At 65.4% G+C, this 25,549-nt stretch carries 21 protein-coding genes; 15 read left to right on the forward strand and 6 right to left on the reverse strand.

The window, feature by feature from the left end; genetic code table 11:
* Positions 1-72: 72 nt before the first annotated feature.
* The 3 genes from KYE46_RS08750 to KYE46_RS08760 all read left to right on the forward strand — a co-directional run bounded on the left by KYE46_RS08750 (position 73) and on the right by KYE46_RS08760 (position 2,071).
* Positions 73-615, forward strand: coding sequence for a sigma-70 family RNA polymerase sigma factor (locus tag KYE46_RS08750; protein WP_219004939.1), 543 nt, complete (start codon positions 73-75; stop codon positions 613-615).
* A complete protein-coding gene (locus KYE46_RS08755) occupies positions 612-1,364 on the forward strand; it encodes an anti-sigma factor (protein WP_219004940.1) in 753 nt (250 codons plus the stop codon). Before KYE46_RS08750 ends, KYE46_RS08755 begins: the two co-directional genes overlap by 4 nt.
* A gap of 146 nt (positions 1,365-1,510) precedes the next feature.
* A complete protein-coding gene (locus KYE46_RS08760) occupies positions 1,511-2,071 on the forward strand; it encodes a fasciclin domain-containing protein (RefSeq protein ID WP_219004941.1) in 561 nt (186 codons plus the stop codon).
* Positions 2,072-2,266: 195 nt separating this feature from the next.
* On the opposite strand, the gene KYE46_RS08765 is transcribed toward KYE46_RS08760, so the two are convergent.
* Complete coding sequence (locus tag KYE46_RS08765; RefSeq protein ID WP_219004942.1) at positions 2,267-4,024, reverse strand: serine protease; 1,758 nt, start codon at positions 4,022-4,024, stop codon at positions 2,267-2,269.
* Between the two features lie 249 nt (positions 4,025-4,273).
* Between KYE46_RS08765 and KYE46_RS08770 the strand changes: the two genes are divergently transcribed.
* The 6 genes from KYE46_RS08770 to KYE46_RS08795 all read left to right on the forward strand — a co-directional run bounded on the left by KYE46_RS08770 (position 4,274) and on the right by KYE46_RS08795 (position 12,390).
* A complete protein-coding gene (locus KYE46_RS08770; RefSeq protein WP_219004943.1) occupies positions 4,274-5,221 on the forward strand; it encodes a glycine--tRNA ligase subunit alpha in 948 nt (315 codons plus the stop codon).
* Positions 5,218-5,673: a DUF6446 family protein gene (locus tag KYE46_RS08775; RefSeq protein ID WP_219004944.1), complete on the forward strand. Its 456-nt coding sequence runs from the start codon at positions 5,218-5,220 to the stop codon at positions 5,671-5,673. The genes KYE46_RS08770 and KYE46_RS08775 overlap by 4 nt, the downstream gene beginning before the upstream one ends.
* Before the next feature lie 62 nt (positions 5,674-5,735).
* Positions 5,736-7,835: a glycine--tRNA ligase subunit beta gene (glyS, locus tag KYE46_RS08780; protein ID WP_219004945.1), complete on the forward strand. Its 2,100-nt coding sequence runs from the start codon at positions 5,736-5,738 to the stop codon at positions 7,833-7,835.
* 121 nt (positions 7,836-7,956) lie between these two features.
* Entirely contained in the window at positions 7,957-10,494 is a 2,538-nt protein-coding gene (locus KYE46_RS08785; protein WP_219004946.1) for a putative PEP-binding protein, read from the forward strand.
* Positions 10,495-10,655: 161 nt separating this feature from the next.
* Positions 10,656-11,342 carry a cell wall hydrolase gene (locus tag KYE46_RS08790; RefSeq protein WP_219004947.1) on the forward strand — a complete coding sequence of 229 codons (687 nt, stop codon included), beginning with the start codon at positions 10,656-10,658 and terminating at the stop codon, positions 11,340-11,342.
* A gap of 127 nt (positions 11,343-11,469) precedes the next feature.
* On the forward strand, positions 11,470-12,390 hold the full coding sequence (locus tag KYE46_RS08795; RefSeq protein WP_219004948.1) for a dihydroneopterin aldolase: 921 nt from the start codon (positions 11,470-11,472) through the stop codon (positions 12,388-12,390).
* Here KYE46_RS08795 and KYE46_RS08800 read toward each other — a convergent pair.
* Complete coding sequence (locus KYE46_RS08800; RefSeq protein ID WP_219004949.1) at positions 12,383-12,826, reverse strand: GNAT family N-acetyltransferase; 444 nt, start codon at positions 12,824-12,826, stop codon at positions 12,383-12,385. The two genes, KYE46_RS08795 and KYE46_RS08800, sit on opposite strands and share 8 nt — an antisense overlap.
* A gap of 106 nt (positions 12,827-12,932) precedes the next feature.
* On the opposite strand from KYE46_RS08800, the gene folP reads away from it, so the two are divergent.
* Both folP and glmM read left to right on the forward strand, forming a co-directional pair.
* Positions 12,933-13,940, forward strand: coding sequence for a dihydropteroate synthase (gene folP, locus KYE46_RS08805; protein ID WP_219004950.1), 1,008 nt, complete (start codon positions 12,933-12,935; stop codon positions 13,938-13,940).
* 30 nt (positions 13,941-13,970) lie between these two features.
* Positions 13,971-15,314, forward strand: coding sequence for a phosphoglucosamine mutase (gene glmM, locus KYE46_RS08810; RefSeq protein WP_219004951.1), 1,344 nt, complete (start codon positions 13,971-13,973; stop codon positions 15,312-15,314).
* A 113-nt stretch (positions 15,315-15,427) separates the two neighbouring features.
* Here the strand turns inward: glmM and guaD are convergent, their stop codons facing one another.
* On the reverse strand, positions 15,428-16,714 hold the full coding sequence (gene guaD, locus KYE46_RS08815; RefSeq protein ID WP_428845084.1) for a guanine deaminase: 1,287 nt from the start codon (positions 16,712-16,714) through the stop codon (positions 15,428-15,430).
* Positions 16,715-16,803: 89 nt separating this feature from the next.
* Here guaD and mgtE point away from each other — a divergent pair, with 89 nt between their 5' ends.
* Positions 16,804-18,192, forward strand: coding sequence for a magnesium transporter (gene mgtE / locus KYE46_RS08820; RefSeq protein WP_219004953.1), 1,389 nt, complete (start codon positions 16,804-16,806; stop codon positions 18,190-18,192).
* A 26-nt stretch (positions 18,193-18,218) separates the two neighbouring features.
* Here mgtE and KYE46_RS08825 read toward each other — a convergent pair whose 3' ends face one another.
* Positions 18,219-21,431, reverse strand: a complete 3,213-nt coding sequence (locus tag KYE46_RS08825) for a hypothetical protein (protein WP_219004954.1) — start codon at positions 21,429-21,431, stop codon at positions 18,219-18,221.
* Positions 21,432-21,672: 241 nt separating this feature from the next.
* A complete protein-coding gene (locus tag KYE46_RS08830) occupies positions 21,673-22,965 on the reverse strand; it encodes an O-acetylhomoserine aminocarboxypropyltransferase/cysteine synthase family protein (RefSeq protein ID WP_219000265.1) in 1,293 nt (430 codons plus the stop codon).
* 291 nt (positions 22,966-23,256) lie between these two features.
* Here KYE46_RS08830 and KYE46_RS08835 point away from each other — a divergent pair, with 291 nt between their 5' ends.
* The 3 genes from KYE46_RS08835 to KYE46_RS17495 all read left to right on the forward strand — a co-directional run bounded on the left by KYE46_RS08835 (position 23,257) and on the right by KYE46_RS17495 (position 24,781).
* Positions 23,257-23,634, forward strand: a complete 378-nt coding sequence (locus KYE46_RS08835) for an NADH:ubiquinone oxidoreductase subunit NDUFA12 (protein WP_219000266.1) — start codon at positions 23,257-23,259, stop codon at positions 23,632-23,634.
* 97 nt (positions 23,635-23,731) lie between these two features.
* A complete protein-coding gene (mlaD, locus tag KYE46_RS08840) occupies positions 23,732-24,181 on the forward strand; it encodes an outer membrane lipid asymmetry maintenance protein MlaD (protein WP_219000267.1) in 450 nt (149 codons plus the stop codon).
* Positions 24,182-24,184: 3 nt separating this feature from the next.
* A complete protein-coding gene (locus KYE46_RS17495; RefSeq protein ID WP_247716808.1) occupies positions 24,185-24,781 on the forward strand; it encodes a DUF2155 domain-containing protein in 597 nt (198 codons plus the stop codon).
* Here KYE46_RS17495 and aat read toward each other — a convergent pair.
* Complete coding sequence (gene aat / locus KYE46_RS08850) at positions 24,778-25,422, reverse strand: leucyl/phenylalanyl-tRNA--protein transferase (protein ID WP_219000268.1); 645 nt, start codon at positions 25,420-25,422, stop codon at positions 24,778-24,780. The genes KYE46_RS17495 and aat overlap by 4 nt on opposite strands.
* Positions 25,423-25,549 lie beyond the last annotated feature (127 nt).

The raw sequence follows: 25,549 nt of genomic DNA on the forward strand, positions 1-25,549 counted from the left end.
GGGGAAGGGCAGAGCCGCCTTACCGCACAATCATGACTGGCGCGGTGGTCCGCAGTATGCTTTGGGTAGGCAATGACGACGCCGCAAGACCTTGAAGAACTCCTCTCGCGCATCCAACTGCGCGACCGCGCGGCCTTTTCTTCACTTTATTCTGCGACGTCGGCGAAACTTTTCGGCGTGATCCTGCGTGTCTTGAAGGACCGGGCAGGAGCGGAGGACGTTTTGCAGGACGTCTACGTGAAGGTCTGGAAGAAGGCAGACCGCTACCGGGTGACGGGGCACAGCCCGATGACCTGGCTGATTACCATCGCGCGGAACGCGGCCATCGACAGGCTTCGTGCGGGCGGGCCGCCGACCGACGACATCGACGATGTCGTGCAGGTTCAGGCGCCCGGTGCGACGCCGGAGCAGGCCGCGATTGCCGCGGGCGAGGCCGGGCGGATCATGGCCTGCCTGGCCGAGCTGGACACGGATCGTGCCAGCGCCGTGCGCGGCGTATATCTGGAAGGCCATTCCTATCAGGATATGGCGCAGCGACACGACGTGCCGCTGAATACGATGAAAACATGGCTGCGTCGCAGTCTGAACAGTTTGAAGGAGTGCCTTGCGTCGTGACCGACCGGCCTGACACCACACCTGAGACAGAGCCGCTGGCCGCCGAGTACGTCCTCGGGCTGCTGACGCCTGCCGAACGGGTGGCCTTCGAGGCACGGCTCCGGTCCGAGCCCGCGCTTCTGGCCGAAGTGCGCCGGTGGGAAAGTCATTTCGCAACCATGGCTGATCTGGAAGTCGACCCCGTAGCTCCGCCGCCGCGATTGCGCGACGCGATAGAAGCGCGGCTCTTCGGGCTGCCCTCTGCCTCGCTCTGGAACCGGGTCGCCTTCTGGCGCGGCCTGTCTTTCGTCACCTCCGCCGCTGCCCTTGCCGCGCTGGGCGCGGTGCTGCTGCCGAACATGCAGCAAGGCACGGATGGGCCCGGCACGCCGGGGCCGGACACACAGGGGCCCGAGGCAGGCATCCCGGCGGGCACGCTCTTGATGACGCATCTGATCCCGACCGAGGGCTCGACCCTCGGGTTGGCGGTCACGCGGGAGCCTTCCGGCATTCTGCAAGTGCGCCGGGTCGCGGGCGAAATGGCTCCGGGGCGCGCACAGGAGCTGTGGGTGATCGCGGGCGACAATGCGCCGGTCTCTCTCGGCGTGCTCCATGAGGACGCGCTGACGACTTTGGTCCCCGATGCTGAAACGGCCGAACTTTTCTCGGTCGGCGCGGCGCTGGCGATCTCGGACGAGCCGCCCGGTGGCTCTCCGACCGGCGCACCGACCGGAGAGATCCTCGCGCTCGGCACGCTCGTCGCGCTCTGATCCGTTTGCAAAACAACGGCTCTGCGCACGCTTTTGAAACTTTCTCAAAATAATTCGCATGCTCTGAAACAAGTAGGCGCAGCGTTACGTGGCTTCTCCTGTCACCGGGCGACGACCCGGCCAATACCACCAGGAGGTCATCTTAAATGATCAAGAATTTTGCTGCCACGCTCACCGCAACCGCACTTCTGTCCGGCGCAGCTTTTGCTGACGCCCACGCGACGAACCCGCAGGTTGGCGGTGCCGACATGATGATGGAAATGAACATCGTCGAGAACGCGAGCAACTCCCCGATCCACACCACGCTGGTCGCAGCCGTGGTTGAAGCCGGTCTCGTCGAGACGCTGTCGGGCGACGGTCCCTTCACGGTCTTCGCACCCACGGACGACGCATTCGCGGCGCTGCCCGAAGGTACGGTCGAAACCCTGCTGATGCCGGAAAACCGGGACCGCCTGACCGAGATCCTGACCTGCCACGTGGTGGGCGCCGAGGTTTTCTCTGACGCCATCGCGGGCATGATCGCCGACGACGGCGGCGCCCATGATGTGGAGACGCTTGGCGGCTGCACCCTGAGCGCGGCAATGGACGGCGAGATGATCACCTTGACCGATGAGCAGGGCCAGGTTGCCTCTGTCACCATCGCCGATGTCGATCAGTCCAACGGCGTGATCCACGTGATCGACACGGTTCTGCTCCCCGCAGGCTAAGTCTGAAGGCTGGCTGACCCCGTCGCGAGGAGGGGTCGGTTGCTTTCTTTCCAGATCCTGACGGTGCGACCCATTCTTACACGTCCATCTGTCCCTTGTGTGAGTGTCCCAATATGGGAAGCGCCAAAAGGAAAAGGCCGGGCACGTCATGTGCCCGGCCTTATTATGTCGCCGCTGCCTCTTGGAGGCGGCGCGTCAGTTCCAGCAGCTGACCCGCACCGTCATGTCGGCGGCTTCGCGGCTCAGGTTTTCGCGGTTCAGCGCGCCCACGGGTTGCGCCTGCGTGACCGACACACCCGCGTCCGCCAGAACGCCGATCAGCTGGTCAGCGCGCAGCGCCATGGTGACGTCCGAGGGCAGGGCGCGGTTGCCGATGGTGCCCGGCAGAACCATCCCGATCACGTTGCCCGAGAGGTCGAGGACAGGGCCGCCGGCCTCGGTGTCGGCAGTCTCGACCGCGAGGCGCTGCATCGTCTCTTCACCGTTCATGCCGCGCAAGTCTTCCAGCGAGCCGAAGGTCGTGGAGGCCGAGGAAAGCGCCCCACCGAAGGGATAGCCCGCCACGGCGATCTCGGAGCGCAGGCGCGCCGGATCACTTGCCAACTGCGCAAAACCCAGGGGCGCGAGCTGCTGGTTCGGGCTCAACACGACGATGCCGAGAGTGTCATCGCGGTAAGCGACCGAGGCTTCATAGGCGTTGTCGATCAGGATCTGGCCGCATTGCCCGGCGACTTCCGTGGTCGTCAGGACCGTGCCGCGTGCATCGATGTAGAAACCGGTCCGCACGACGTCGGGGCGGCGCACCGTGAGGCCCGAGACCATGTCGACGCTTTCGTCCAGACCCTCAGGCACGGCGGCAGGGTCAAGCGTGCCATCCACGGCCCGGAAGCTTTCCTGCATCATCGGAAGGACGCGGGCGACCTGCTCGTCGGCGGAAGGCTCCCAGATCAGGGTGAAGCCCTTGACGGCCCCGCCCACGAGACGCGCCTCGGTGTGAGAGCGCAGCTCGGACGACTGGCCGGTAAGTGTGAAGCTGTCGGCGCCGCGCTCGCGCTCGCCCTCGAGCGGGACGATCTCCAGCGTCTGCATGATCTCGTAGAGACCGAAGAGCGTCGCGCGGTCACCGGGCTGGCTGATCAGCATCACCCGCACGCCGCTGTCGTTGATTTCCTCGTATTGCGCGAAGGGGAAGTTGTAGCTGTCGAATTCCACCATCGCCATCGGCAGGTCGATCTGCACGCCGGCGCGCTGATCCAGCACGTTGCGCATGCCGAGCGCAGCGAGTTCGCTCTGGTACTCGTCCAACAATTGCGCACGCTGACGGGTGGTAAGGATGCCCGACGGCTCCATCCCGCGCGATTCCTGATAGGCCTGCATCGAGCCACGGGTGCCGGGACCGAACGCGCCGTCAATGCGGCCGTTGTAGAAGCCGAACCACTGCAGGGCGATCTGCAACTCGTCGCGCTGCTCGCGGGTCAGGAGGGCTTCGGACTGGCGTGCCTGCTGCGGGGTCTCGTCCAGCGGCGCGGTCTCGACCGGCTCTGCAACTTCTTCCGCAGCTTCAGCATCTGCGTCGGTATCCGCATCGGTCGCGTCGGTGGGCTCGTCCAGAGCGCCTGCGGCAACGGGGAAGAATTGCGTGGCGTAGAGGCCGCCGTCCTCAAGATAGCTGTCGCGCGGAATCAGGCCCTGGCCCAGAAGGCGTTGCAAGACAAGCTGGCCGGTCTCAGGGTCGAAGGGGCCAAGCGAAACGGCATAGAGGCCCGTGGTTGCGCGGAAGCCGTTCACGTTGTCGACCAGCTGCGAATAGGCGCGCACGCGCTGCTCGGCGGTGGCAAGGTTCGGATGAGCTTCGATCTGGACCCAGACCTGGTTTTGCGCCTGAGCGGTGCTCACAAACCCGAAAACAACAAAAGTCAGGGCGAGGAGCCCCTGCAAAAAACGCGTCGCCATGATTAATACGGTACCCTGTCTGTCATGCTGGAACGCAAGACCATTGCCGGCCCGCGCAATTTGATCGTGAACTTACGACCGCTTTGGCGGGATTGCACCCCGTTTTGCAATAGGTTTCCGCAAGTGTGTCTGGCAGCGTGACCCATATGCGCCACGCTGCGCGGCAGGACAGGGGGCGCGCTTTGTTGACCACGGCCCGCGCCCCGTCTAGTCATCGCGCCAAACCCGCTATTCCGGAGCCGATCACCGATGACCGAGGCCAGCACTCCACGTTCGTTTCAAGAGATCATCCTGCGCCTGCAGGCCTATTGGGCGGCGAAGGGCTGCGCGATCATGCAGCCCTATGACATGGAAGTGGGCGCGGGCACCTTCCATCCGGCCACCACGCTGCGCTCTCTGGGCGACCGGGCATGGACGGCGGCCTACGTGCAGCCTTCGCGCCGCCCGACCGACGGGCGCTATGGCGAGAACCCGAACCGCTTGCAGCATTATTACCAGTATCAGGTGATCATCAAACCAAGCCCGCCCGACCTGCAGGACCTCTACCTCGGGTCCCTGCGCGCCATCGGGATCGACACCGACCTGCACGACATCCGCTTCGTGGAGGATGACTGGGAAAGCCCGACCCTCGGGGCCTGGGGCCTGGGGTGGGAGGTCTGGTGCGACGGGATGGAAGTCTCGCAGTTCACCTATTTCCAGCAGGTCGGCGGGCACGATTGCCACCCGGTCTCGGGCGAGTTGACCTACGGGTTGGAGCGACTGGCGATCTATATTCTCGGCATCGATCACGTCATGGACATGCCCTACAACGATCCCGATGCGCCGATCCCGCTGACCTATGGGGACGTGTTCCGCCAGACGGAAGAGGAATACTCGCGCCACAACTTCGATGCCGCCACCACCGAGACGCTACTGCGCCATTTCGAGGATGCCGAGGCCGAGTGTCAGCAACTGCTGTCCCACGAGGCGATCGATCCCAAGACCGGCAAACACATCATCATGGTCCACCCCGCCTATGATCAGGCTATCAAGGCCAGCCACATGTTCAACCTGCTCGATGCGCGGGGCGTGATCTCGGTGACCGAGCGTCAGGCTTACATCGGCCGGGTCCGCGCGCTGACCAAGATGTGCGCCGATGCCTTCGTGCAGACCGCCGCCGGTGGCGCGGATGTTGCGGACGGGGCGCAGGTCGCGTGACCTCGGGACGCATCATCGTGGTGGTGATCGTGCTGTCCACGATCATCTTCGGTCTCGGGCTGTGGTACACCAACACGCGCGCCTATTACGCGCCGGTGGAGGATCTCGTGCTGACCGTCCAGACCGAGGACGGTACGCTCGTCCCGCTCGACGTCAGCAACGCCGAGGCGATCGACGCGGCGACCTCTCCGCTGCGGTTCCGCGCCTGCTTCACGCTCGATGATCCCGCGCCGCTCGTCGACGCCATGCCATATGAAGACCCCACGCCCCTGATCCCGCCCGCGTGGTTCGACTGCTTTGACGCCACCGCCCTCGGCGAAGCCTTGGAGGCGGGCACGGCGCAAGCCTACCTCGGCGCATTCGACACCGCCCGCGGCGTGGATCTGGTTGTCGCGACGTTTCCCGACGGGCGCGGCTACGCTTGGACCCAACTCAACGGCACGCTTGAATAACGCCGCCATTTCAAACCTTTACCCGCGCCGCTGCGCGCCAGACGATCAATAGGACGCTCCAAATGCCCGACCTTCTGCTGGAACTCTTCTCCGAGGAAATCCCCGCCCGGATGCAGGCGCGCGCGAGCGCGGACCTCAAGCGGATGGTGACCGACGGGCTGGTCGAGGCCGGGCTGACCTACGCCTCTGCCGGCACCTTCGTCACGCCGCGCCGGTTGGTGCTGACGGTGGAGGGGCTGACAGATGCCTCGCCGACAACCTCGGAAGAACGCCGCGGCCCCAAGGTGGGCGCGCCGGATAAGGCGCTGGAGGGCTTCCTGCGCGGGGCAGGGGTGAGCCGCGATGCGCTTGAGGAGCGTGAGGAGAAGAAGGGCACCTTTTACTACGCCAAGGTCACGACCGAGGGGCGCGAGGCGAAAGACATCATCGCCGAGCTGATCCCGCAAGTGATCCGTACTTTCCCCTGGCCGAAGTCCATGCGGTGGGGCTCGGGCAGCCTGAAATGGGTCCGCCCGCTGCAATCCATTCTCTGCATTCTGACCCGCGAGGACGGCTCGGAAGTCGTCAATTTCGACGTCGACGGCATCGAGGCCGGCAACACGACCGAAGGCCACCGCTTCATGGCGCCGGGCCGCTTCGCCGTCTCCTCCTTCGAGGATTATTCCGCCAAGCTGCGCAAGGCCCATGTGGTCCTCTCGGCGCAGGACCGGGCCGATGCGATCTGGCATGACGCCACCAACATGGCCTTCGCGGCCGGGCTGGAAGTCGTGGAAGACGCGGGCCTGCTGGCCGAGGTCGCGGGCCTCGTGGAATGGCCCGTCGTGCTGATGGGAGAGATCGCCGAGGACTTCATGGGGCTGCCCGCCGAAGTGCTGCAAACCTCCATGCGCGAGCACCAGAAGTTCTTCTCCGTCCGCAACCCCGCGACGGGGCGGATCGAGCGTTTCATCACCGTCGCCAACCGCGCCACGGCCGATGACGGTGCCACGATCATCGCGGGTAATTCCAAGGTTCTCTTCGCGCGCCTCGCCGACGGTAAATTCTTCTGGGACAACGATTTGGCCGTGGCCCGTGACGGCATGACCGCTTGGCGCGAGAGCCTGAAGAACGTCACCTTCGAGCGCCGCCTCGGCAGCCAATCCGAGCGGGTGGAGCGCATCGCGGCACTGGCCCGCGAAATCGCACCGCTGGTCGATGCAGACCCCACCGCCGCCGAGACCGCCGCGCGGATCGCCAAGGCCGACCTCAGCTCGGAAATGGTCTACGAGTTTCCTGAACTGCAGGGCACCATGGGCAAGTATTACGCGCTGGAAGCGGGCCTCGACCCGGCCATTGCTGCCGTGGCGGAAGAGCATTACGCCCCCCTCGGCCCCACCGACGACGTGCCGACCGCTCCCCTGTCGGTCGCCGTTGCGCTCGCCGACAAGCTGGACCTGCTGACGGGCTTCTGGGCCATCGACGAGAAACCCACCGGCTCGAAAGACCCCTTCGCGCTGCGTCGCGCGGCCCTGGGCGTGATCCGCATCGTTCTGGATGGCGGGCTGCGCCTCTCGTTGAGGCCACTTGTCACCCATCAACTGGCGCTGCACGGGCTGACCGCAGAGGGTGAGGACGCCGGCAAGGTAACGGCGCTTGCCCACGACCTCCTCTCCTTCTTCCACGACCGCCTGAAGGTTCACCTGAAGGCCGAAAACATCCGCCATGACGTCATCGACGCGGCGCTCTCGATGGAGCCTGTCGACGACATCGCCCTCGTCGTGGCCCGCGCCCGCGCGTTGCAGGCTTTCCTCGACACCGGCGATGGCGAAAACCTGATCCAGGGGTATAAGCGCTCCGCCAACATCCTCGCACAGGCCGAGGAGAAGGATGGCGTGGAGTATCGGTTCGGCGCGGACGTCAAATATGCCGAGTCGGCGGAGGAGAAGGCCCTCTTCGCCGCCTTGGCCACCGCGCGCGAGGCCATCGTGCCTGCTGTGAAGGATGAGCGGTTCGAGGAAGCAATGGGCGAAATGGCCAAGCTGCGCGCGCCGATCGACGCGTTCTTCGAGGCGGTTCAGGTCAATGCCGACAGCGATATCATCCGCCGCAACCGGTTGAACTTGCTGCACGATATCACCCAGATCTGCGGCGCGGTCGCCGACCTGTCCCGGATCGAGGGCTGAGAGGCCGCATACGCCGCAGCGCAGCAACATTTCGTGTAAATCTGTCACAAACCTGTCCGGTTAACTGGACAGTCATGGCTCGGGCTGTATCCTTCGCGCAACTGAACCCGGAGGCGAGCCTATGCTCACCACGCCTGACTTTGCCGAGATCACCCCGACAGCCGCCATCCGCAAGGACCGGCACGGGAACCGTGCAAAATGTCTGCAGCGGCTGGTGCGGCTCGATATGCCGGTGCCGCCGACGGTGGCGCTCAGCTTCGACACAGTGCGCGCGATTGCCGATGGGCGGATGCCGGATCTGGAGGCGCTTGTCGGGCTGTTCGGCCCCGGCGCGCTGCTCTCCGTGCGCTCCTCGTCCGAGACACCTGACTGGGGCGGGCCCGGCACGATCCTGAACGTCGGCATGTGCGACGCGACCGCCGATGCGCTGGCCGAGACCCATGGCCCCGACGTGGCGGGCGCCGTCTATACACGCTTCATTCGCTCCTACGCGGTCCATGTGCACCGGCTGGATGCGGACGATTTTGAGGGCCCCATCACCCCCCGTCTGGCGAAAGCCGCTTATGAAGCCGAGATGGAAGAGCCCTTTCCGCAAGACCCCACCGTGCAATTGGCCGAGGTCCTGCGCTCCATGGCGCGGGCTTGGGAAGGCACGACGGCGCGGCTCTTGCGGCAGGCCCAAGGTGCGCCGGCGGATGCGGGTCTGGGCCTCGTAGTACAAAAGATGGCGCTTGGCCCGGCGCAGGGCATATCCGGTGCTGGCGTCGTGCAGTTCATCAGCTCCGACACCGGCGAGCCGCAGATCACCGGGCGCTATCTGCCGCGTGGTCAGGGGCGGCAGGCGCTGACGGAAGGAGCCGCGCAATTCATCGAAAGCGATCCCCGCGGCCCGGCGCTGGAAGATGTCGCGCCCGAGCAGGTTCAGGCACTCCGCGACGCCCACGGGCTGATGCGCAAGCGCCTGCGCGAAGAAATGCAGATCGAGTTCACGCTGATGGATGGTGAGCTGTCGATCCTTGATGCCGTGCGCACCCCGCGTTCCGCCCGCGCCGAAGTCGCGGTAGCCGTGGCGCTGGCCGAAAGCAAGGTGATCCCGCGGGAGGAGGCGTTGAACCGCATCCCGCCCTATACGCTCAACGGGCTCTTGCACCGGCAGGTCAAGGCAGGCGCCGACCGCGACGTTCTGACCACGGGCATTCCGGCCGCGCCGGGTGCGGCCACCGGCAAGATCGTGTTCTCCACCACGGCCGCCACCGCCTCTGCCGCGCGCGGAGAGCCCTGTATCCTCGTGCGTCGGGAAACCTCGCCCGAGGATATTCGAGGGATGCACGCGGCGCAGGCGATCCTGACGGAACGGGGCGGCGTGACCTCCCACGCCGCCGTGATCGCGCGCGGTCTGGGCCTGCCTTGCGTGGCAGGCGCGACAAGCCTGCAGCTGGACCCCCGCAAGAAGACCATTACGGTGCCGGGCCGCAGGGTGTTCCACGAGGGGGACATCATCACGCTGGACGGCTCCTCCGGCGAGGTTCTGGTCGGCGCGGCCGAGATGATCGAACCGGCCCTCGGCGGCGCTTTCGCCAAGCTGATGGAATGGGCCGATGATGCGCGCGATATCGGTATCCGGGTGAACGCCGATACGCCCGAGGACGCTGCGATGGCGCAGCGCTTCGGGGTTGACGGCATCGGCCTCTGCCGGACTGAGCACATGTTCTTCGACGCCATCCGCATGACCGTGATGCGCGAGATGATCTTTGCCGAGAACGCGCAGGACCGGGCAGCGTCGCTCGACCGCCTCCTGCCGATGCAGCGCGAAGATTTCATCAAGCTGTTCGAGTTGATGAAGGGCCAACCGGTCACCATCCGGTTATTCGACCCGCCCCTGCACGAATTCCTCCCCCGCGATCGGGAGGGGATCCGGGCCCTCGCCGAAGCGCTGGATCTGCCCGTCAGCCGCGTGGCGCAGCGAATCGAGGCATTGCAGGAATTCAACCCGATGCTCGGGATGCGCGGCGTGAGGCTCGGCATTACCGTGCCGGAAATCTACGAAATGCAGGCCCGCGCGATCTTCGAGGCGACCGTGGCATCGTCCGAGAAAGGCGCGGCCATCGTGCCCGAGATCATGATCCCGCTGGTCACCGCGTGTCGTGAAGTCGAGATCGTGAAATCGGCCATCGACGGCATCGCAGCCGAAGTGCGCACCAAGTCCGGGGTGGATTTTACCTACCGCCTGGGCGTCATGGTCGAGACCCCGAGGGCCGCTCTGCGTGCCGGTGAGATCGCCGAGCATTCAGCGTTTTTGTCCTTTGGCACCAACGACTTGACCCAGATGACCTACGGTCTCAGCCGCGATGATGCCGGGCGTTTCATGTCGGCTTATGTGCAGCAGGGTGTCTTCTCGGAGGACCCGTTCCGCCAGCTTGACGTCGATGGCGTGGGAGAGCTGGTTCTGCTCGGCGCCGAAAGAGGGCGCGCCGCGCGACCCGAGCTGACCCTCGCCCTGTGTGGAGAACACGGGGGCCACCCGGAGTCGGTCGACTTCTCGCGCCGTGCGGGCTTCGACTATGTCTCCTGCTCGCCGTACCGCGTGCCGGTCGCGAAGCTGGCGGCTGCGCAATTTGCCATTCGTGACAAAGGCTTGGCTCTCGACGTTAAAGTTTAGCTTTAACGTCAGACGCTATATCTAGGGGGTCCGAAACCGTGTTCCGCTGGAATTAGGGTCAATTTTGCTTCTTTGTTAATCTGAGTTAACTACGCCCGCGAAATGGATGGTCAGGACCCGCGACAGAATGGGACCGGCCAATTCCCTGGAAGGGTAAGATTATGACGGTACGGTTTTTGTCCGCGCTCGGCGCGGGCATTTTGGCGTTGTGCGCCGGCACGGGCGCGGGCGCACAGAACCTCTCGGAAACGGACGTGACATTGGGCACCTCGGCAGCCGATCAAGGGCTTTCGGGAGTTCTGGATCAGCTGATGGGGATGGAGGCGGCATCGCTGTCCGCCCTGAACGCCAGCCGCCTGCGCCAGATCGGCTCTGCCTACGAGGGCGAGGGCGCACAGGATGACAGCCGCATCATGGAAGCGGCCGAGCTGGACGCCCTGCGAGCGCCTGAAGGTGACGCGGAATGGCAGTGCCTGACCCAAGCGCTCTATTTCGAGGCGCGCGGCGAGCCGATCATCGGCCAATATGCCGTGGCCGAAGTGATCCTGAACCGCGTCGACGCGGCGAACTATCCCGACACGATCTGCGGCGTGATCACGCAAGGCACGGGCCGCCGTTTCGCGTGCCAGTTCACCTACACCTGCGACGGGCTCTCGGACGAGATGACGGAGACGGCCGCGATGCACCGCCTCGGCCATATCGCACGCATCATGATGGACGGCGCCCCCCGCGATCTGACCGAGGGCGCGACCCACTACCATGCCGATTGGGTCAGCCCCCGTTGGGCGCGGGTCTATCCGCAGACCGCCTCGATCGGCATTCACCAGTTCTACCGCCAACAGTACTGAGCGTCCCTCGGACCGGTCGATCCTTGGGGTCGGCGGGTCGGGTTTGGACGGGTCAACGCCGCAAGCTGGCCCTTGCGGCGTGGTCTTGGCGTGTTAGACGACCTCATCCCAACTCGAGGCCACGCGCATGTCGGACGAGATTTCCCAAGCTTTTAACCATCCGTCCGAGCGGGCCAAGGCGATTGCCGGCAGCACACCCCGTGACCGGATCTCGATGACGGACCACGTGCGCGAGGTCGAGATCGGCGCGTTCCAGGCAGAGCGCGGCGTGACCCAGAAAATCCGCTTCGACGTGGTGGTCGAGGTCGAGACACGCGCCGAAAGCGCTGTCGATGACGTGGACCGGATCCTCAGCTACGACACCATCGCGGAATCCATCGACGCGGCCCTTGCCGCCGAGCGGGTCAACCTGCTGGAGACGCTGGCGGCGCGCATCGCGGACAGTATTCTGGAGCATCCGTTGGCGGCGCGGGTGTTCGTCCGCATCGGCAAGCTGGACCGCGGCCCCTATACGCTCGGCGTGGAGATCATGCGCGATGCTCCGGAAGGGCGACGGCGCCTGCGCCTGCTCGCCGAGGCCGCGCCGCACCCGATCGTCGTCTACCTGGCCGATGAGGTCATCCACCGCGATGACCTCTCGGACCTGCTCGACGCTCTGGAGGGCGCCGACGCGCCGTTGATCCTCTGCGTCGACGCCCCGAAGACTGAGGCGCCAAAGGCAGCCCATCCGTTGCCGCAACGGCGCATCGCGCTGTTGGCAATCGAGCAATCCGCGTGGGTCCTTGCGGCGCGAGACAGCCGCTGCGTCGTGGTCGACAGCCGGACCGAGCTGGATTGGGCGATGAAACAGGGCAAGATCAGCGTCTGGGCGCCGTCGAAACTGGTTCTGGATGCGGTGAGCGGGCCGGGAACGGATGTGACCGACCCGGTGGCGCTGGCGCTCTGGCTTGCCGACGCCTTCGAGGCACAGCGCGTCATCACCCTTGGTGCGCCCGATCAAACCGGGCCGGATGCGTACCCGGCAGACGCGTTGCCGGACCTCAGCTAGAGCGCATCAGCTGCAGACCGTCCACGTGGTCGGGCGTCGCGGCAAAGCCTGCCTTCTCCATGACGCGCAGCGAGGCGCTATCCTCGGGATCGACGAAGCCGAAGAAAGTCTCCTCGCGCAACTCACCCCGCCCGTATTCCAGTGCGGCGTTCAGAAATTCGCTGGCGAGACCCTGGCCCCAGACCTCAGGCACGAAGTGGAACAAGACCTCCAGTCCTTCTTCTGCGAAGCCGATGCGGAAGCCGCCCACACCCACCTCGTTTCCCGCATGGCTCAACGTCCAGGGCGCAATTGAATGCCGTGACCAGTCCTGAATATCGCGGACCAAGGCGCCCTTGGCCTTGTCCTCGAACAACAGCTCGTAAAGCGGCGCGGCACTGGGCGCAGGGGGCAGGCCCGTCAGGCGCAGGGTGCGGAATTGAGTTTTCGTCGGCATGAACCCATGGTGACAGAGTTTGGCCATGGGCGCGAGCCTTCGATTGGGTTCCCTCGCGGCGAGCCGACGCTCTTGTGTCGCTGCGCGCGGGGCGCTACCTCGCGTCATGACCTATTGGCGCGCCATACCTAGCCTTGATCCCGCCCGTCCCACGGGCGCCCGCAGCCTCGCCGGAGGGTGGGCCTGGTTTGACCGGGTGGAACGGCTCCGGCGGGGTGAGCCTTCCGCGATCGTGCCGTTGGAGGAGGTGCCCGACGACGTGCTTGACGCGATGACCGCGCCGCGCGCGCCCCTCGCCGGGCTCAGTCTTGATGAGCCCCGGTTGATGGGCATCCTGAATACCACGCCGGACAGCTTCTCGGACGGCGGCCAACATGCGGGTCAGGCAGAGGCCGTCGCGCGGGCGCTGGAGATGATGGCGGAAGGCGCGGACCTGATCGATATCGGCGGCGAATCCACGCGCCCCGGCGCGGCCTACGTTGCGCCGGAGGAAGAGATCTCCCGGACCGCACCGGTCATCGAAGCGCTTGATTCCGCAGGTATTCTCGTCAGCCTGGACACCCGCAAAGCGTCGGTCGCCCGTGCCGGGCTAGATGCGGGCGCGAGCATTCTCAATGATGTCTCGGGTCTGCGGTTTGATCCCGAACTTGCCGATGTCGCCGCCGAGAGGCACGCGCCGTTGATCCTCATGCACTCCCTCTCAACGCCCGAGACGATGCAGGCCGAAGCGGCGGGGGCCTACAGGGACGTGGTCCTCGACGTCTATGACGCGCTGCAAGATGCCATCGCGCAGGCGCGCGCGGCGGGTGTGGCGCGTGACCGGATCGTTGTCGATCCCGGCATCGGTTTTGGCAAGACGCAGGCGCAGAACCTCGCGCTGATCCAGCGCCTATCGCTTTTCCACAGCCTTGGCTGCGCCGTGCTTCTGGGCGTGTCGCGCAAGGGCTTCATCGGCGCCATCGGAGATGAGCCACAGGCCGATCGGCGGGGGCCGGGATCGGCGGGCATTGGCCTATGGGCGCTTGGACAAGGCGTGCAACTGTTGCGCGTTCACGATATTCAGATGCACAAACAGGCAATCGCGCTGTGGCGCGCATCCCACGGCGCGTCGTAGAATTCGCGCCGGCATGGTACGGGGACGGTTATGACAGGCAAACTTTTCGGGACCGACGGCGTCAGAGGTCAGGCGAACCATTATCCGATGACCGCTGACATGGCGCTGCGGATGGGGGCGGCGGCGGGGCGGTACTTCCGCCGTGACGGCTCGGCGGCGCACCGCGTGGTGATCGGCAAGGACACGCGGCTTTCCGGCTACATGATCGAGAACGCGCTGACCGCGGGTTTCACCTCGACCGGGATGAACGTGCTGCTGCTCGGCCCGGTGCCGACGCCCGCAGTCGGGATGCTGACACCCTCCATGCGCGCCGATGTGGGCGTGATGATCTCGGCCAGTCACAACCCGGCGGAAGACAATGGGATCAAGTTCTTCGGGCCTGATGGCTTCAAGCTGAACGACGATGCCGAAGCCGCGATCGAACAGATGACCCTCGACGGCGTGGACCCGGTTCAGTCCGGAGATATCGGCCGCGCGAAACGGATCGACGACGGCCGTTTCCGCTACGTGGAGCGGGTGAAATCGACGTTCCCTTCGGACGTGCGGCTGGACGGGTTGAAGGTGGTGATCGACTGCGCCCACGGCGCCGCCTACCGCGCCGCGCCGGAGGTTTTGTGGGAGCTTGGGGCGGAAGTGATCGCCCTCGGCGTCGAACCCAATGGTCTGAACATCAACCTTGGCTGCGGCTCGACCAAGCCGGAAGCAGCGGCGCAAAAGGTGCGCGAGACAGGCGCGGATCTGGGGATTTGCCTTGATGGCGACGCCGACCGGGTGATCCTGATCGACGAGACCGGCACGATCGCGGACGGCGACCAGATCATGGCGCTCTTCGCGAAGCGCTGGTCCGAGGTTGGACGTCTGAAGGAGCGGACATTGGCGGCATCGGTCATGTCGAACCTCGGTCTGGAGCGGTTCCTGACGGAGAGTGGCATCACCTTGCACCGGACGCCGGTGGGGGACCGGAACGTGGTGGAAGCCATGCGCGCCCACGGCTTGAACCTTGGCGGCGAACAGTCGGGCCATATCGTGATGACCGATTACGCGACCACCGGTGACGGACTTATCGCGGGCCTGCAATTCCTGGCCGAGATGGTTCGGACGGGCCAATCCGCCAGCACCTTGGCACGGAATTTCGAGACCGTGCCGCAGCTTCTGAAGAACGTCCGCTTCGGGGCGGGTGCGACACCGCTTGAGGCTCCGGGCGTAAAGGCCGCGATTGCCGCCGGAGAGGCGCGGTTGAACGGGTCGGGCCGCTTGCTGATCCGCAAATCGGGAACGGAGCCGCTGATTCGGGTCATGGCGGAAGCCGAGGACGAGGCGCTGATGACCGCCGTTGTCGATGACATCGTGGGCGCGGTGGAAGACGCGGTCTGACCCGCTCTGACGGGCGGCTTTGATCGGATTGGACGGGAAGGGGGGCCAGCCCCCCTCGGCGCTCTTCTGCGAAGAGCGCGACCCCCCGGGATATTTCGGGAACGAGGAAGAGGTCAGGTCCGCTTGACCGGAACGCCCGCGATATAGGTGCAGGCGATGGCGCGGTCGTCGCCCATCATGATGGTGGGGAAGACCGCCTCCCAGATGCTGTCGGCGCGGGTGGCGCGTTGGGCGATGGCGGGCGTGGAGGTCAGGGAGAGAATGCAGAGATCAGCCTCATATCCGGGTGCCAGTCGGCCGATCTTGTCGGAGAGGTGCAGCGCCTCGGCAGAGCCGCCGGTGGCGCGCCATAGAAGTTCGGATGGGTGCAGCGCATGGCCGCGCAATTGCCCGATCTCGTAGGCGGCAGCCATGGTGCGCAGCATCGAGAAGCTGGACCCGCCGCCGGTATCGGTCGCTAGGCCGACGGGCATCCTGTCGGCCAGAGCCATGTCGAAGAGACCGGAGCCAATGAAGGTGTTGGACGTCGGGCAGTGGACCACGGCGGCGCCGACGTCGGCCAAGCGGTCGATTTCGCGCGGCTCCAGATGGATCGCGTGACCGTAGAGGCCGCGCTCTCCAAGCAGGCCGTGGCTCTCGTAGGTATCGAGGTAGTCGCGCGCGTCGGGGTAGAGGTCTCGGACCCATGTGATCTCGTCGGTCTGCTCGCTCAGGTGGGTCTGCATCAGGCAATCGGGATGCTCGGCCCAGAGCGCGCCAAGGGCACTGAGTTGTTCCGGCGAGGAGGTCGGCGAGAAACGCGGCGTGATCACGTAGCTCAGACGATCCGTGCCGTGCCATTTCCTCAGCAGCTCACGGCTGTCATCGTAGGCGGATTGCGCGGTGTCGCGTAAATTGTCCGGCGCGTTGCGATCCATGCAGGTCTTGCCCGCAAGCACGCGCATGTTGCGGCTTTGCGCGGCCTCGAAGAAAGCGTCGACGGAGGTGGGGTGGATCGTGCAATAGCTGGCAGCCGTCGTGGTGCCATTGGCGGTGAGAAGGTCCAGGTATCGGTTTGCGATTTCGGCCGCGTAGGCGGGGTCGTCGAAGCGGGCTTCCTCGGGGAAGGTATAGCTGTTGAGCCAGTCGATGAGACGCTTGCCCCAGGAGGCGATCATGGCCGTCTGGGGATAATGGACATGGGCGTCGATGAAGCCCGGCAGGATCAGGTCCGCGCCGTGGTCCGTCACCGGCACCTCGGGGTGGGCGGCACGCAGGGCGCGGGCCTCGCCCACCTCGGCGATGAGGCCGTCGCGGATCAGGACGGCGCCATGGGTCTCATGGCGCACGCTCTCCACGCCCAACTTGCGCGGGTCGCCCTCGAAGCACAGGACTTGCCCAAGAATCAATCGTTCAGCCACGGTCATCTCCGGTTTTTAGTGTTGGGGTAATAGCCCTTCGCGCGCCCCCATGTTAGGCGGAAAGTGAGCGATTGGCAGGGGGGCATCTGATGGCCGTAGACGCAGAAGACACCGTCGAAGACGCGCGCGACACCTACGCGTTGGACAAATCCCTGCGCGCCCGCCTGCGAGAGGCGCTGGACGCCGGTGACGTGGCCGCCATCGATGCGCTGATGGAGCCGCTTCACCCGGCCGACATCGCCGACTTGCTGGAGCAGGTCACGAGCGCCGAGCGGGAGGACTGGCTTACCCATTGGTCCAAGGGAATCGACGGTGAGGTTCTGTCGGAGCTGGAGGAAGGCCTTCGCGAAGAGGTTCTGGCCCTGCTGCCCGACGACCAGATCGCCGTGGCGGTGCGCGAGCTGGATTCCGATGATGTTGTCGACCTGCTGGAAGATGCGGGTGACGATCAGGCGGAGGTCATCCTCGACGCGCTGGAGCCTGCGGATCGGGCCGCGGTCGAGGCGGCGCTCAGCTATCCGGAGGACACGGCCGGCCGCCTGATGCAGCGCGAGATCGTCGCGGTGCCGGAGCATTGGTCGGTGGGCGAGGCCATCGATTACATCCGCAGCCAGGCCGGCAATTTGCCGGAGGAATTCTATCACGTCATTCTGACCGATCCGCGCATGAAACCAACGGGTTACGTCATGCTCGGGCGGCTTCTGGCCACGGTTCGTGGCGTCAAGCTGCACGATATCACCGAGGACAGCTTCCGCCCGATTCCGGCGAGCCAGCCGGAGGAAGAGGTCGCCTATGCCTTCAACCAGTATCACCTGATCACCGCGCCGGTGGTGGACGATGACGGGCGGCTTGTCGGCGTCATTACCATCGACGACGCGATGATCGTTCTGGATATGGAGGCGGAAGAGGACATCCTGCGTCTCGCCGGCGTGAACGAGGAATCGAGCCTCTCGGACGGCGTGATCGAGACCACGCGTCAGCGTTTTCCCTGGCTCTTCGTGAACCTCGTGACCTCGATCATCGCGTCACTGGTGATCGCGCAATTCGAGACGGCGCTGGCGACGATCGTGGCGCTTGCCGTGTTGATGCCGATCGTGGCGTCGATGGGGGGCAACGCGGGGACGCAATCGCTGACGGTGGCGGTCCGTGCCATCGCGACGAAGGACTTGACGGCCTCCAACCTGATGCGGGTCATCACCCGGGAAGCCGGGGTCGGACTGATCAATGGCGCGATCTTCGCCGTCGTGATGGGCATCGTCGGCGTCGTCTGGTTCGGCACGCCGCTTCTCGGCGTCGTCATCGGCGCTGCGATGGTGATCAACCTGTTGGTGGCGGGGCTGGCGGGCATCTTGGTGCCCGTGGTGTTGGACCGATTGCGGATCGATCCGGCCCTGGCATCGGGCGCATTCGTGACGACGGTCACGGATATTGTCGGATTTTTCTCGTTCCTCGGGCTTGCGGCGCTGGTCTTGCTTTAGGCCGCAGAGGGCTCACACGGGCTCGATCAGCCCGGGATTTCCAACGTCACGGTGCGACCGCTGCGGACATATTGCAGCGTGGTCTCTCCGATCGCGGCAACGCGCCCGCCGTCCAGTCGGTCGCCTACCGATACGCGCACGAAGCGGCCGGACGACAGTCGCACGAGGGCGCGGCGCGAGGAGGACGTGCCCGTCACACCGATCAGGTTCACGTTCCTCAATCGGATCGCGTTCCTCTCTGTCGCGGCGCGGCTGACGTCTGCATTGGACGGGATCGACGGCCCGGGTGCGACGGCCGAGGCGGCGACGGCGGTTGGCGCTTCCGTGGGGGTGCGCTCCGCACTGGCGACGATCTGCGCAATGTTGGCGGGTCGCGTGCGCGGCATCAGGGAGCGGGCGACAGCCAGATCGGTGCCGGCCAGTGCCTGTTCGACCGCGGCATCGACCGCGTCCGGATCAGCGCCAGCGCCCTCGGGAAAGAGAGAGGCCTCTGCGGCGGCTTCCTGGGGGGAGGCGGGGCGTGTCGACGGGCGGCGTTCGCTCAACTCGACCGAAGTCAAACCGCCCAAGACCTGACGCTCGCGGGTTTCAGACAGGTCGCCCGGACGCTCGGACGGGCGCAGGGCCGACAGGACCGCCGCGTCGGTATCCACCACGGCAGGCGCGGCCTCCGCGATCTCTCGGGGTCGTTGCACGGCGAGTGTCGGCGGTGTGCCGAGAATGACAAAAGCGCCCTCGGGCGTCAGGACGCCTTCAGGCGTGGCGGCGATCAGGCCTTCGTCGGTCACATCGAACTCGGTCCCGAAGGCGGGGGGTGGTGGGAAGCGGGCGAGTGTCTCGGCGGGGTTGATCCCCGGATCCGGCAGCGCGACCGCGTCGAGGACATTGACCTCTGGATCGATGGCGGCGGTGTAGACGCGGTCCAGAAGGTCGAAGGACCTCAGGTCCGGCCGCTCGGGCGAGCGTGCCCAGATCCCGTCTTCCGCGTAGAGAGCCTCGGCCTCTTCCACCGACGGGTTGCGCCCCTGATCGATCTCCGGCAGCGGCGGCAGGTCCAGATCCGCGTCGATATCCGGCAGGGCCGCGACGTCTTCTTCTTCGGGCGCGGGGGTCGGTTCCTCCGCCACTTCGACGGGCGTGTCGATCACAACGGTCGGGTCATTCTCGGCGAGCTCGATGCCATCGGCCGCCGCCTCGTCAATGAGGGTTGGCTGTGCGATCTCGGTGCCGAAAGCCGGCGTCGAGGTGGTGACCTCCGGCGCGAAGCCGTCGCTCAAACCGGCCGAGGCTTCCACCTCACCCCCCGTCCCGAAGAAGCGCGCAACCGCGCCATTGGGGATGAATAGCGCCGACCAGATCGCGACGAGGGCGAGAAGCAGGAGGAGGATGACGGTGAGGATCACGCCGGTCCGGAACGAGCCGCCGGTCGGCTTGAGGTATTTCCGAGCCAGAAGACCGGAGGAGAACCGTTCATCACCGCTCGCCACATCGGGTGTCGTCGAGGCCGCGGCCTTCTTGCGGCGTCCAAGCGGCAGGCTTTGCACAGCTTTCGTGATGCCAGAGGCCCCGGTTTCGGCACCCGAGGCTTGCGGACTTCCGCTTGCCGCCGACGCGGCGACGGGGGCGGAAGCCATGGCGGCAGAGGTGGCGCCTTTAGCAGGCGCCGCCTTGAATGATTTCTTGCTCCCACGGTTCAAGAGGCCCGACAGGCGATCTTTGGCGGAAGAAGATTTAGGCTCACCGGCGGGCGGCTCGTCGAACGGAGACGGGCGCCGCGATGCCGTCGCGCCGGTGACGCCAGCCGCAGGGCCGGGCTCGATTTCCACGCGCGGCCGGGGCGGGGCTTTCTTGCTTGGCGTAATCGGTCGCGATTTGCTGGCGTTGCGCACCCGCTGCAATTGTTCGGCCAAGCGCGGCATCGGGGACGCGGTGGCGTCCTCATCCGGCGTGGGGGCAGTTGGCGTGGTGGACGCGGCGCCGGCGCTCTCGGCAGATTTCCCCGGCTCATCGGGATGCGTCAGCCCAATGCGTGAGCTGCGTTGACCGACCAGCGAGCCGCGGGAGCTATCGGGCGCGGAAATCGCGCCGCTGCCCGCCGATGGCGCTGTGATGGAACGCCCGCCTGCGCCGGGCGCGGCTGACGGCCCGCGACGCGCGATGAACTGACCGGCGCCGGAATCTTCGGGCGGCGTTTCATTGCCCGAGACACCTTCAGCCGACGATTGCCCATCTCGCAGCGCGCGCGCCCGCTGCCGCGCTTCACGGGACGCCGGTGACGGCGCGGGTGGCAGCACATCATCATCGTCACCCGCATCGCCGACCACTTCCTGAGGCGGCGTGGAATCAGCGACGAAAGCAGTCGGCTGATCGGGCTGGTCATCCTCGGCTATCGACGTGATGGGGCCAGAAACGCTTGGGTCTTCAATCGCTTGCAGGGGCGCGTCCGAACCGTCATCCGTCGATCCCGCACCCAGAAGCGCTTCCGCCAAGGCAGGATGCTCTTCCGCAGATGGCGTGTCCTCAAGCGGCGCGATTGCTTCGGGCACCAGCGTATCGGCACCGGCTTCAGAGCTGTCTGTATCCGTGGCGGCGTCAGGCGAGGCGGCCTCGTCTGACCCTTTGGCATCAGGCGCCGCGCTATCTTCGGCCTTCGCTTCATCGGAGGGCGCAGACGCCTCTTCCGGGTCGGCGGCCGGCTCCGGCTGGCCATGGGTATCCGGCCCGAAAGCAATACCCTCGGCGCTGAAACCCATGCTCTTGGCCTCTGCGCCGAGATCGAAGGTCGGCACGCCGGGGAACCGCTCCATCGGCGGCATGGCGGCGAAACCCTTGCAGGTGAAGCCGTGCTCCTTGGCAAAACCGCGCGCCTCGTCCAGCGTTTCGCGGGCGACCACGGCGATTTTCACGCGGTCTTCTTCCAGCACCTGCCAGTCGTATTCCAGCTCGGTCACGGCATAGGGCGTCAGCCCTTCCAGACCTTCCTCGATCCGGTAAGCGGTGAGATCCGCATCCGCGGTCGGCGCGGTGAGCGAGGTGTAGAGGATCTGGTCATCCGGCAGCACCAAGAGCGTCTCGAAATCGTCGCCCTCCCGCTCCACGGCAAGGTCGCGCAGGCCCGATAGGGTGGCGCCCAGATCCGGCACGTCCAATGCCGTCTCTCCGATCATCGCCCAGTGGCCCGCCGCTTGTCGATGGGCAAGGGCAATGCCGTCGGACGATAGGAAGAGTGCGATATTCACCGTCAAGTCAGACCTCAATATTTCGTCTCAGCCGTGGCTCACGTGCCACAATCGCCCCCTCTTACAGGGGATTCCCGGCGGGGCAAAGCACCCACCGCGCCCAGGGGTGCCGATCGGCAAGATTCAGACTAACCCGTTTGGGGGCTTGGCAAAAGGGGGCGCCTCCGGAGGCAAGAAAGAGGGCGGCGCAGAAAAGATCCACGCCGCCCCCCATTGTAGGTTTGATTTGGTTAATAACGCCTTAGGCCGTTGCCGCCGAAAGCGCGCGGTCCAGATCAGCGATGAGGTCGTTCACATCCTCGGTACCGATCGAGACACGTACCACGTTGGGCGCCGCACCGGCGGCTTCCTGCTGCTCGGGCGTCAATTGGCGGTGCGTGGTGGAGGCCGAATGGATGATCAGCGACCGCGTATCGCCCAAGTTGGCGACATGGCTGAAGATCTCCAGCGAATCGACAAGCTTCAGGCAGGCCTCGTAGCCTCCCTTCACCGCGAAGGTGAAAAGCGCGCCCGCCCCTTTCGGGCAGACCTCCTTGACCCGGTGATAATAGGGCGAGGATTCCAGGCCCGCGTAGGTGACGAAATCGACGCGCGGGTCGTCCTCCAGCCACTTGGCGATCTTCTGGGCGTTCTCCACGTGCCGCTCCATCCGCAGCGACAGCGTCTCTATCCCCATCAGCGTGTAATGCGCCGCCTGCGGGTTCATCGTCATGCCAAGATCACGCAGGCCGATGGCGATGCTGTGGAACGTATAGGCCAGCGGCCCGAAGGTCTCCGCGAACTTCAAGCCGTGATAGGCGGGCTCGGGCTGCGAGAGCGAGGGGAACTTGTCCGAGGCGCTCCAGTCGAATTTGCCGGAATCCACCACGCAGCCGCCGGTCACGGTGCCATTGCCGGTCAGGTACTTGGTCGTGGAGTGGACCACCAGCGTCGCACCGTGCTCGATCGGGCGATGCAGGTAAGGCGTGGCCGAGGTGTTGTCGATGATCAGTGGAAGGCCTGCGGCATCGGCAATGTCCGCGATCGCGCGAACGTCCATGATGTAGCCGCCGGGGTTGGCGATCGCCTCGCCGAAGATCGCGCGGGTGTCGTCATCGATCGCCGCCTTGACCGCATCGAGATCGTCGAAGTCCACGAACTTGGCTTCCCACCCGAAGCGCTTGATCGTCTGGCTGAACTGCGTGACCGTGCCACCGTAAAGCCGCGTCGAGACCACGACGTTGCGACCCGGTGCCATCAGCGGAAACAGAGCCATCAACTGCGCCGCGTGCCCGGAGGAGCAGCACACCGCCCCCGCGCCACCTTCCAGTGTCGCGATCCGCTCCTGGAGAACCGCCACCGTGGGGTTGGTCAGACGCGAGTAGATGTACCCCACTTCCTGCAAGTTGAACAAAGCCGCCGCATGGTCGGCGTCGCGGAAAACGTAGGCGGTGGTCTGGTAGATCGGCGTCTGCCGTGCGCCTGTCGCTGGGTCGGGCCGTGCGCCCGCATGGATCTGAAGCGTGTCGAAACCGTAGCTTGGGCCGTCTGTCATGGTATCCCTCCAAGTAAATTTGCCCGGTTGTAGGCCATGCGGCCCAAGGCCTGCAACAACCGTGCCAGATCCAAGGCCGCGTGTTCTGCAAATCGGGCGAAAGCAAAACGCACGGCCTCCCTTCATCTTGGCCAATACAACTCAATCCCCCCCCTCGCACCGCGCGCTGCCGGCCGTTATTCGCACGACCGACACGCCGCCCGCAGAAGGCGCGACGCAAAGCCCACTGGACGTCGCGCGTGCAACAAGGCAAAACCCCCCTCAAACGACCCAAACTGCGGATCACAGCCCATGGCCAGCATCTTTAATCGCCTGTTCACCTGGTGGAACGGCCAGACGATCGGAACGCAATTGTTCACCGCCCGTCGGGGCGTGAAAGTGGGCGAGGACACCCAGGGCAACGTCTTCTATCGCAACGGCGATGACAGCAAACGGTGGGTGATCTTCGACGGTCTGGTCGAAGCCTCGCGCATCGATCCCGAATGGCACGGCTGGCTGCACCACACCTGGGATGAGCCGCCGACCGATCGCCCCGTGGTCCACAAGGCTTGGGAGGCGCCGCATCTGCCGAACCTCACCGGGACACCGCTGGCCTATGCGCCCGCGGGCTCGATCCGCCGTGAGCAGCCCGCGTCCCGCAGCGATTACGAGGCCTGGACGCCCGAGTAACCGGCGCCCTCGATGCCGCGAAGCGAAATACAGCCCCCCGGTCAGGCGGGCTGAAATCCCCCTTGGCGGCAGCCAATTGGCACGTTAGCTACATCCCATGGCCGAGACTGACTATTCCCTTGCAGAAATTGCGACCGGCGGCGCCGTTTTGGCGGCTGCCGTGGGCTTTTTCCTCTATGCGTCGGGGACGGGGGTCGCTTCCAGCGCTGGCAGCTACGAGTTGCAGGCCGCCTTCCGCTCGGCCGAGGGCATCTCGGTCGGCACCGAGGTTCGCCTCGGCGGGGTCCGCATCGGGACCGTGACCGGCATGACCCTGAACCCCCAGTCGTTCCTGGCCGAGACCACGTTCACCGTCGATGAGGACATCGTGCTGCCCGACGACAGTGCCATCGCGATTTCCTCCGAGAGCCTTCTGGGTGGCTCCTTCGTGGAGATCATTCCCGGCGGTTCTCCCTTCAACCTTGAACCGGGGGGCGAGGTGCTCGACACGCAATCCTCGGTCAGCCTGATCACCCTGCTTCTGCGCTTTGTCGGCGGCGATGGATAAACGATGAAACCGATTGCTTTCCTAGTCGCTGCAACACTCAGCCTGACCTCCTTCGCCACCGCGCAGCAATTCGACGTGACCGATGGCGAAGTGCCCTTCGTGGAGTTCGGCCAGCCCGAGGGTGAAGCGGGCGAGGGCGGGGAAGATTTCGACGACTTCGAGTTGGACGGCGGGGATGGCACCGGCCTCACCCTGTCGGAAGGCGCTGAGGACGGGGATATCCAGTTGAACCTCGGCACCGGGTCTCCCGGTGTGTTCACGACATTTCCCGGTGTAACCGGTCCGGTCACCTCGGTCAGCCAACCCGAGACCGAGCAGGGCACGACGATGTCGCTGCGCGCGCTCGACAAGATGTTGGGTCAGCCGATGGATATCGAGCTCTCGATCGGCCAGACCGTCGTCTTCGGGCGCATCGCGATCCGTGCCGTGGAATGCCGCTTTCCCACCGCCGATCCGGGCGGTGACGCCTTTGCTCTGATCGAGATCCTCGACCTCGATGGGCGGGACCTGTTCACCGGTTGGATGATCGCCTCCAGCCCGGCGCTGAACGCGCTGGAACATGCCCGCTATGATGTCTGGGCGCTTGGCTGCTCGGCCTAGGACAGGCTGTCCAGCGGCGCGTCTTCGGGAAGCGCCAGAAAATCAGCTTCGTTCTCAAGAGCTTCGGCCAATTGTTTGCGATAGGCCGCGCGCGAGATTTCGACCGCGCCGAGGCTGATCAAGTGGTCCGTCACGAATTGCGTATCGAAAAGAGTGAAGTCGCCGAACCGCAGACGGTGGATCAGATGCACGAGCGCGAGTTTCGAGCCGCCGGTGCGTGCGGAGAACATGCTTTCGCCGAAGAACGCCGCGCCGAGCGTGAGGCCAAAGACCGCGCCAGCGAGCCCTTCCTGATCCCAGATCTCGACCGAATGGGCGAGGCCTTGTGCATTGAGCGCGAGGTAGCAACCGAACAGCTCGCCATTGATCCAGGTCTGATCGCGGGCCGCACAGCCCTCCACCACGCCCGCGAAATCACGGTCAACGTGGACGCGGTAACCGCCGCGATTGATCTGCCGCCTCAGCGAGCGGGAGATATGGAAACCATCGAGCGGAAAAACGCCGCGCTCCTGCGGGTCGACCCAGAAGACGTCCGAGACTTCGGCCCCTTCGGACATCGGGAAAATCCCCGCCGCATAGGCGCGCACCATGAGATCTGGCGTCAGCCGAGGCTGTGAGTGGGACGTCATATCGTGGGCCATGGCGATATTTCTAACGGGTTGCTGGCCAAAAGCCTATGAAGTTTTCAGCGTAAATGGGCGGCGTCAGAGGCGCTTCAAGCGCGCCGCAAATTTTTTTGATGCGCTTTAACCCGGCATTAAGACGGTC

Origin of the sequence: Gymnodinialimonas ceratoperidinii (genome assembly GCF_019297855.1) — a bacterium.
Lineage (GTDB): Bacteria > Pseudomonadota > Alphaproteobacteria > Rhodobacterales > Rhodobacteraceae > Gymnodinialimonas > Gymnodinialimonas ceratoperidinii.

Excerpts from the sequence above, each read along its gene's own strand:
- KYE46_RS08750 (WP_219004939.1), top strand. The coding sequence starts at position 73 with ATGACGACGCCGCAAGACCTTGAAGAACTCCTCTCGCGCATCCAACTG.
- mgtE (WP_219004953.1), top strand. The coding sequence starts at position 16,804 with ATGGCCGTAGACGCAGAAGACACCGTCGAAGACGCGCGCGACACCTAC.
- folP (WP_219004950.1), top strand. The coding sequence starts at position 12,933 with ATGACCTATTGGCGCGCCATACCTAGCCTTGATCCCGCCCGTCCCACG.
- KYE46_RS08765 (WP_219004942.1), bottom strand. The coding sequence starts at position 4,024 with ATGGCGACGCGTTTTTTGCAGGGGCTCCTCGCCCTGACTTTTGTTGTT.
- KYE46_RS08800 (WP_219004949.1), bottom strand. The coding sequence starts at position 12,826 with ATGCCGACGAAAACTCAATTCCGCACCCTGCGCCTGACGGGCCTGCCC.
- KYE46_RS17495 (WP_247716808.1), top strand. The coding sequence starts at position 24,185 with ATGAAACCGATTGCTTTCCTAGTCGCTGCAACACTCAGCCTGACCTCC.
- KYE46_RS08790 (WP_219004947.1), top strand. The coding sequence starts at position 10,656 with ATGACGGTACGGTTTTTGTCCGCGCTCGGCGCGGGCATTTTGGCGTTG.
- KYE46_RS08760 (WP_219004941.1), top strand. The coding sequence starts at position 1,511 with ATGATCAAGAATTTTGCTGCCACGCTCACCGCAACCGCACTTCTGTCC.
- aat (WP_219000268.1), bottom strand. The coding sequence starts at position 25,422 with ATGGCCCACGATATGACGTCCCACTCACAGCCTCGGCTGACGCCAGAT.
- KYE46_RS08770 (WP_219004943.1), top strand. The coding sequence starts at position 4,274 with ATGACCGAGGCCAGCACTCCACGTTCGTTTCAAGAGATCATCCTGCGC.
- glmM (WP_219004951.1), top strand. The coding sequence starts at position 13,971 with ATGACAGGCAAACTTTTCGGGACCGACGGCGTCAGAGGTCAGGCGAAC.
- KYE46_RS08835 (WP_219000266.1), top strand. The coding sequence starts at position 23,257 with ATGGCCAGCATCTTTAATCGCCTGTTCACCTGGTGGAACGGCCAGACG.
- KYE46_RS08785 (WP_219004946.1), top strand. The coding sequence starts at position 7,957 with ATGCTCACCACGCCTGACTTTGCCGAGATCACCCCGACAGCCGCCATC.
- KYE46_RS08795 (WP_219004948.1), top strand. The coding sequence starts at position 11,470 with ATGTCGGACGAGATTTCCCAAGCTTTTAACCATCCGTCCGAGCGGGCC.
- glyS (WP_219004945.1), top strand. The coding sequence starts at position 5,736 with ATGCCCGACCTTCTGCTGGAACTCTTCTCCGAGGAAATCCCCGCCCGG.
- mlaD (WP_219000267.1), top strand. The coding sequence starts at position 23,732 with ATGGCCGAGACTGACTATTCCCTTGCAGAAATTGCGACCGGCGGCGCC.
- KYE46_RS08830 (WP_219000265.1), bottom strand. The coding sequence starts at position 22,965 with ATGACAGACGGCCCAAGCTACGGTTTCGACACGCTTCAGATCCATGCG.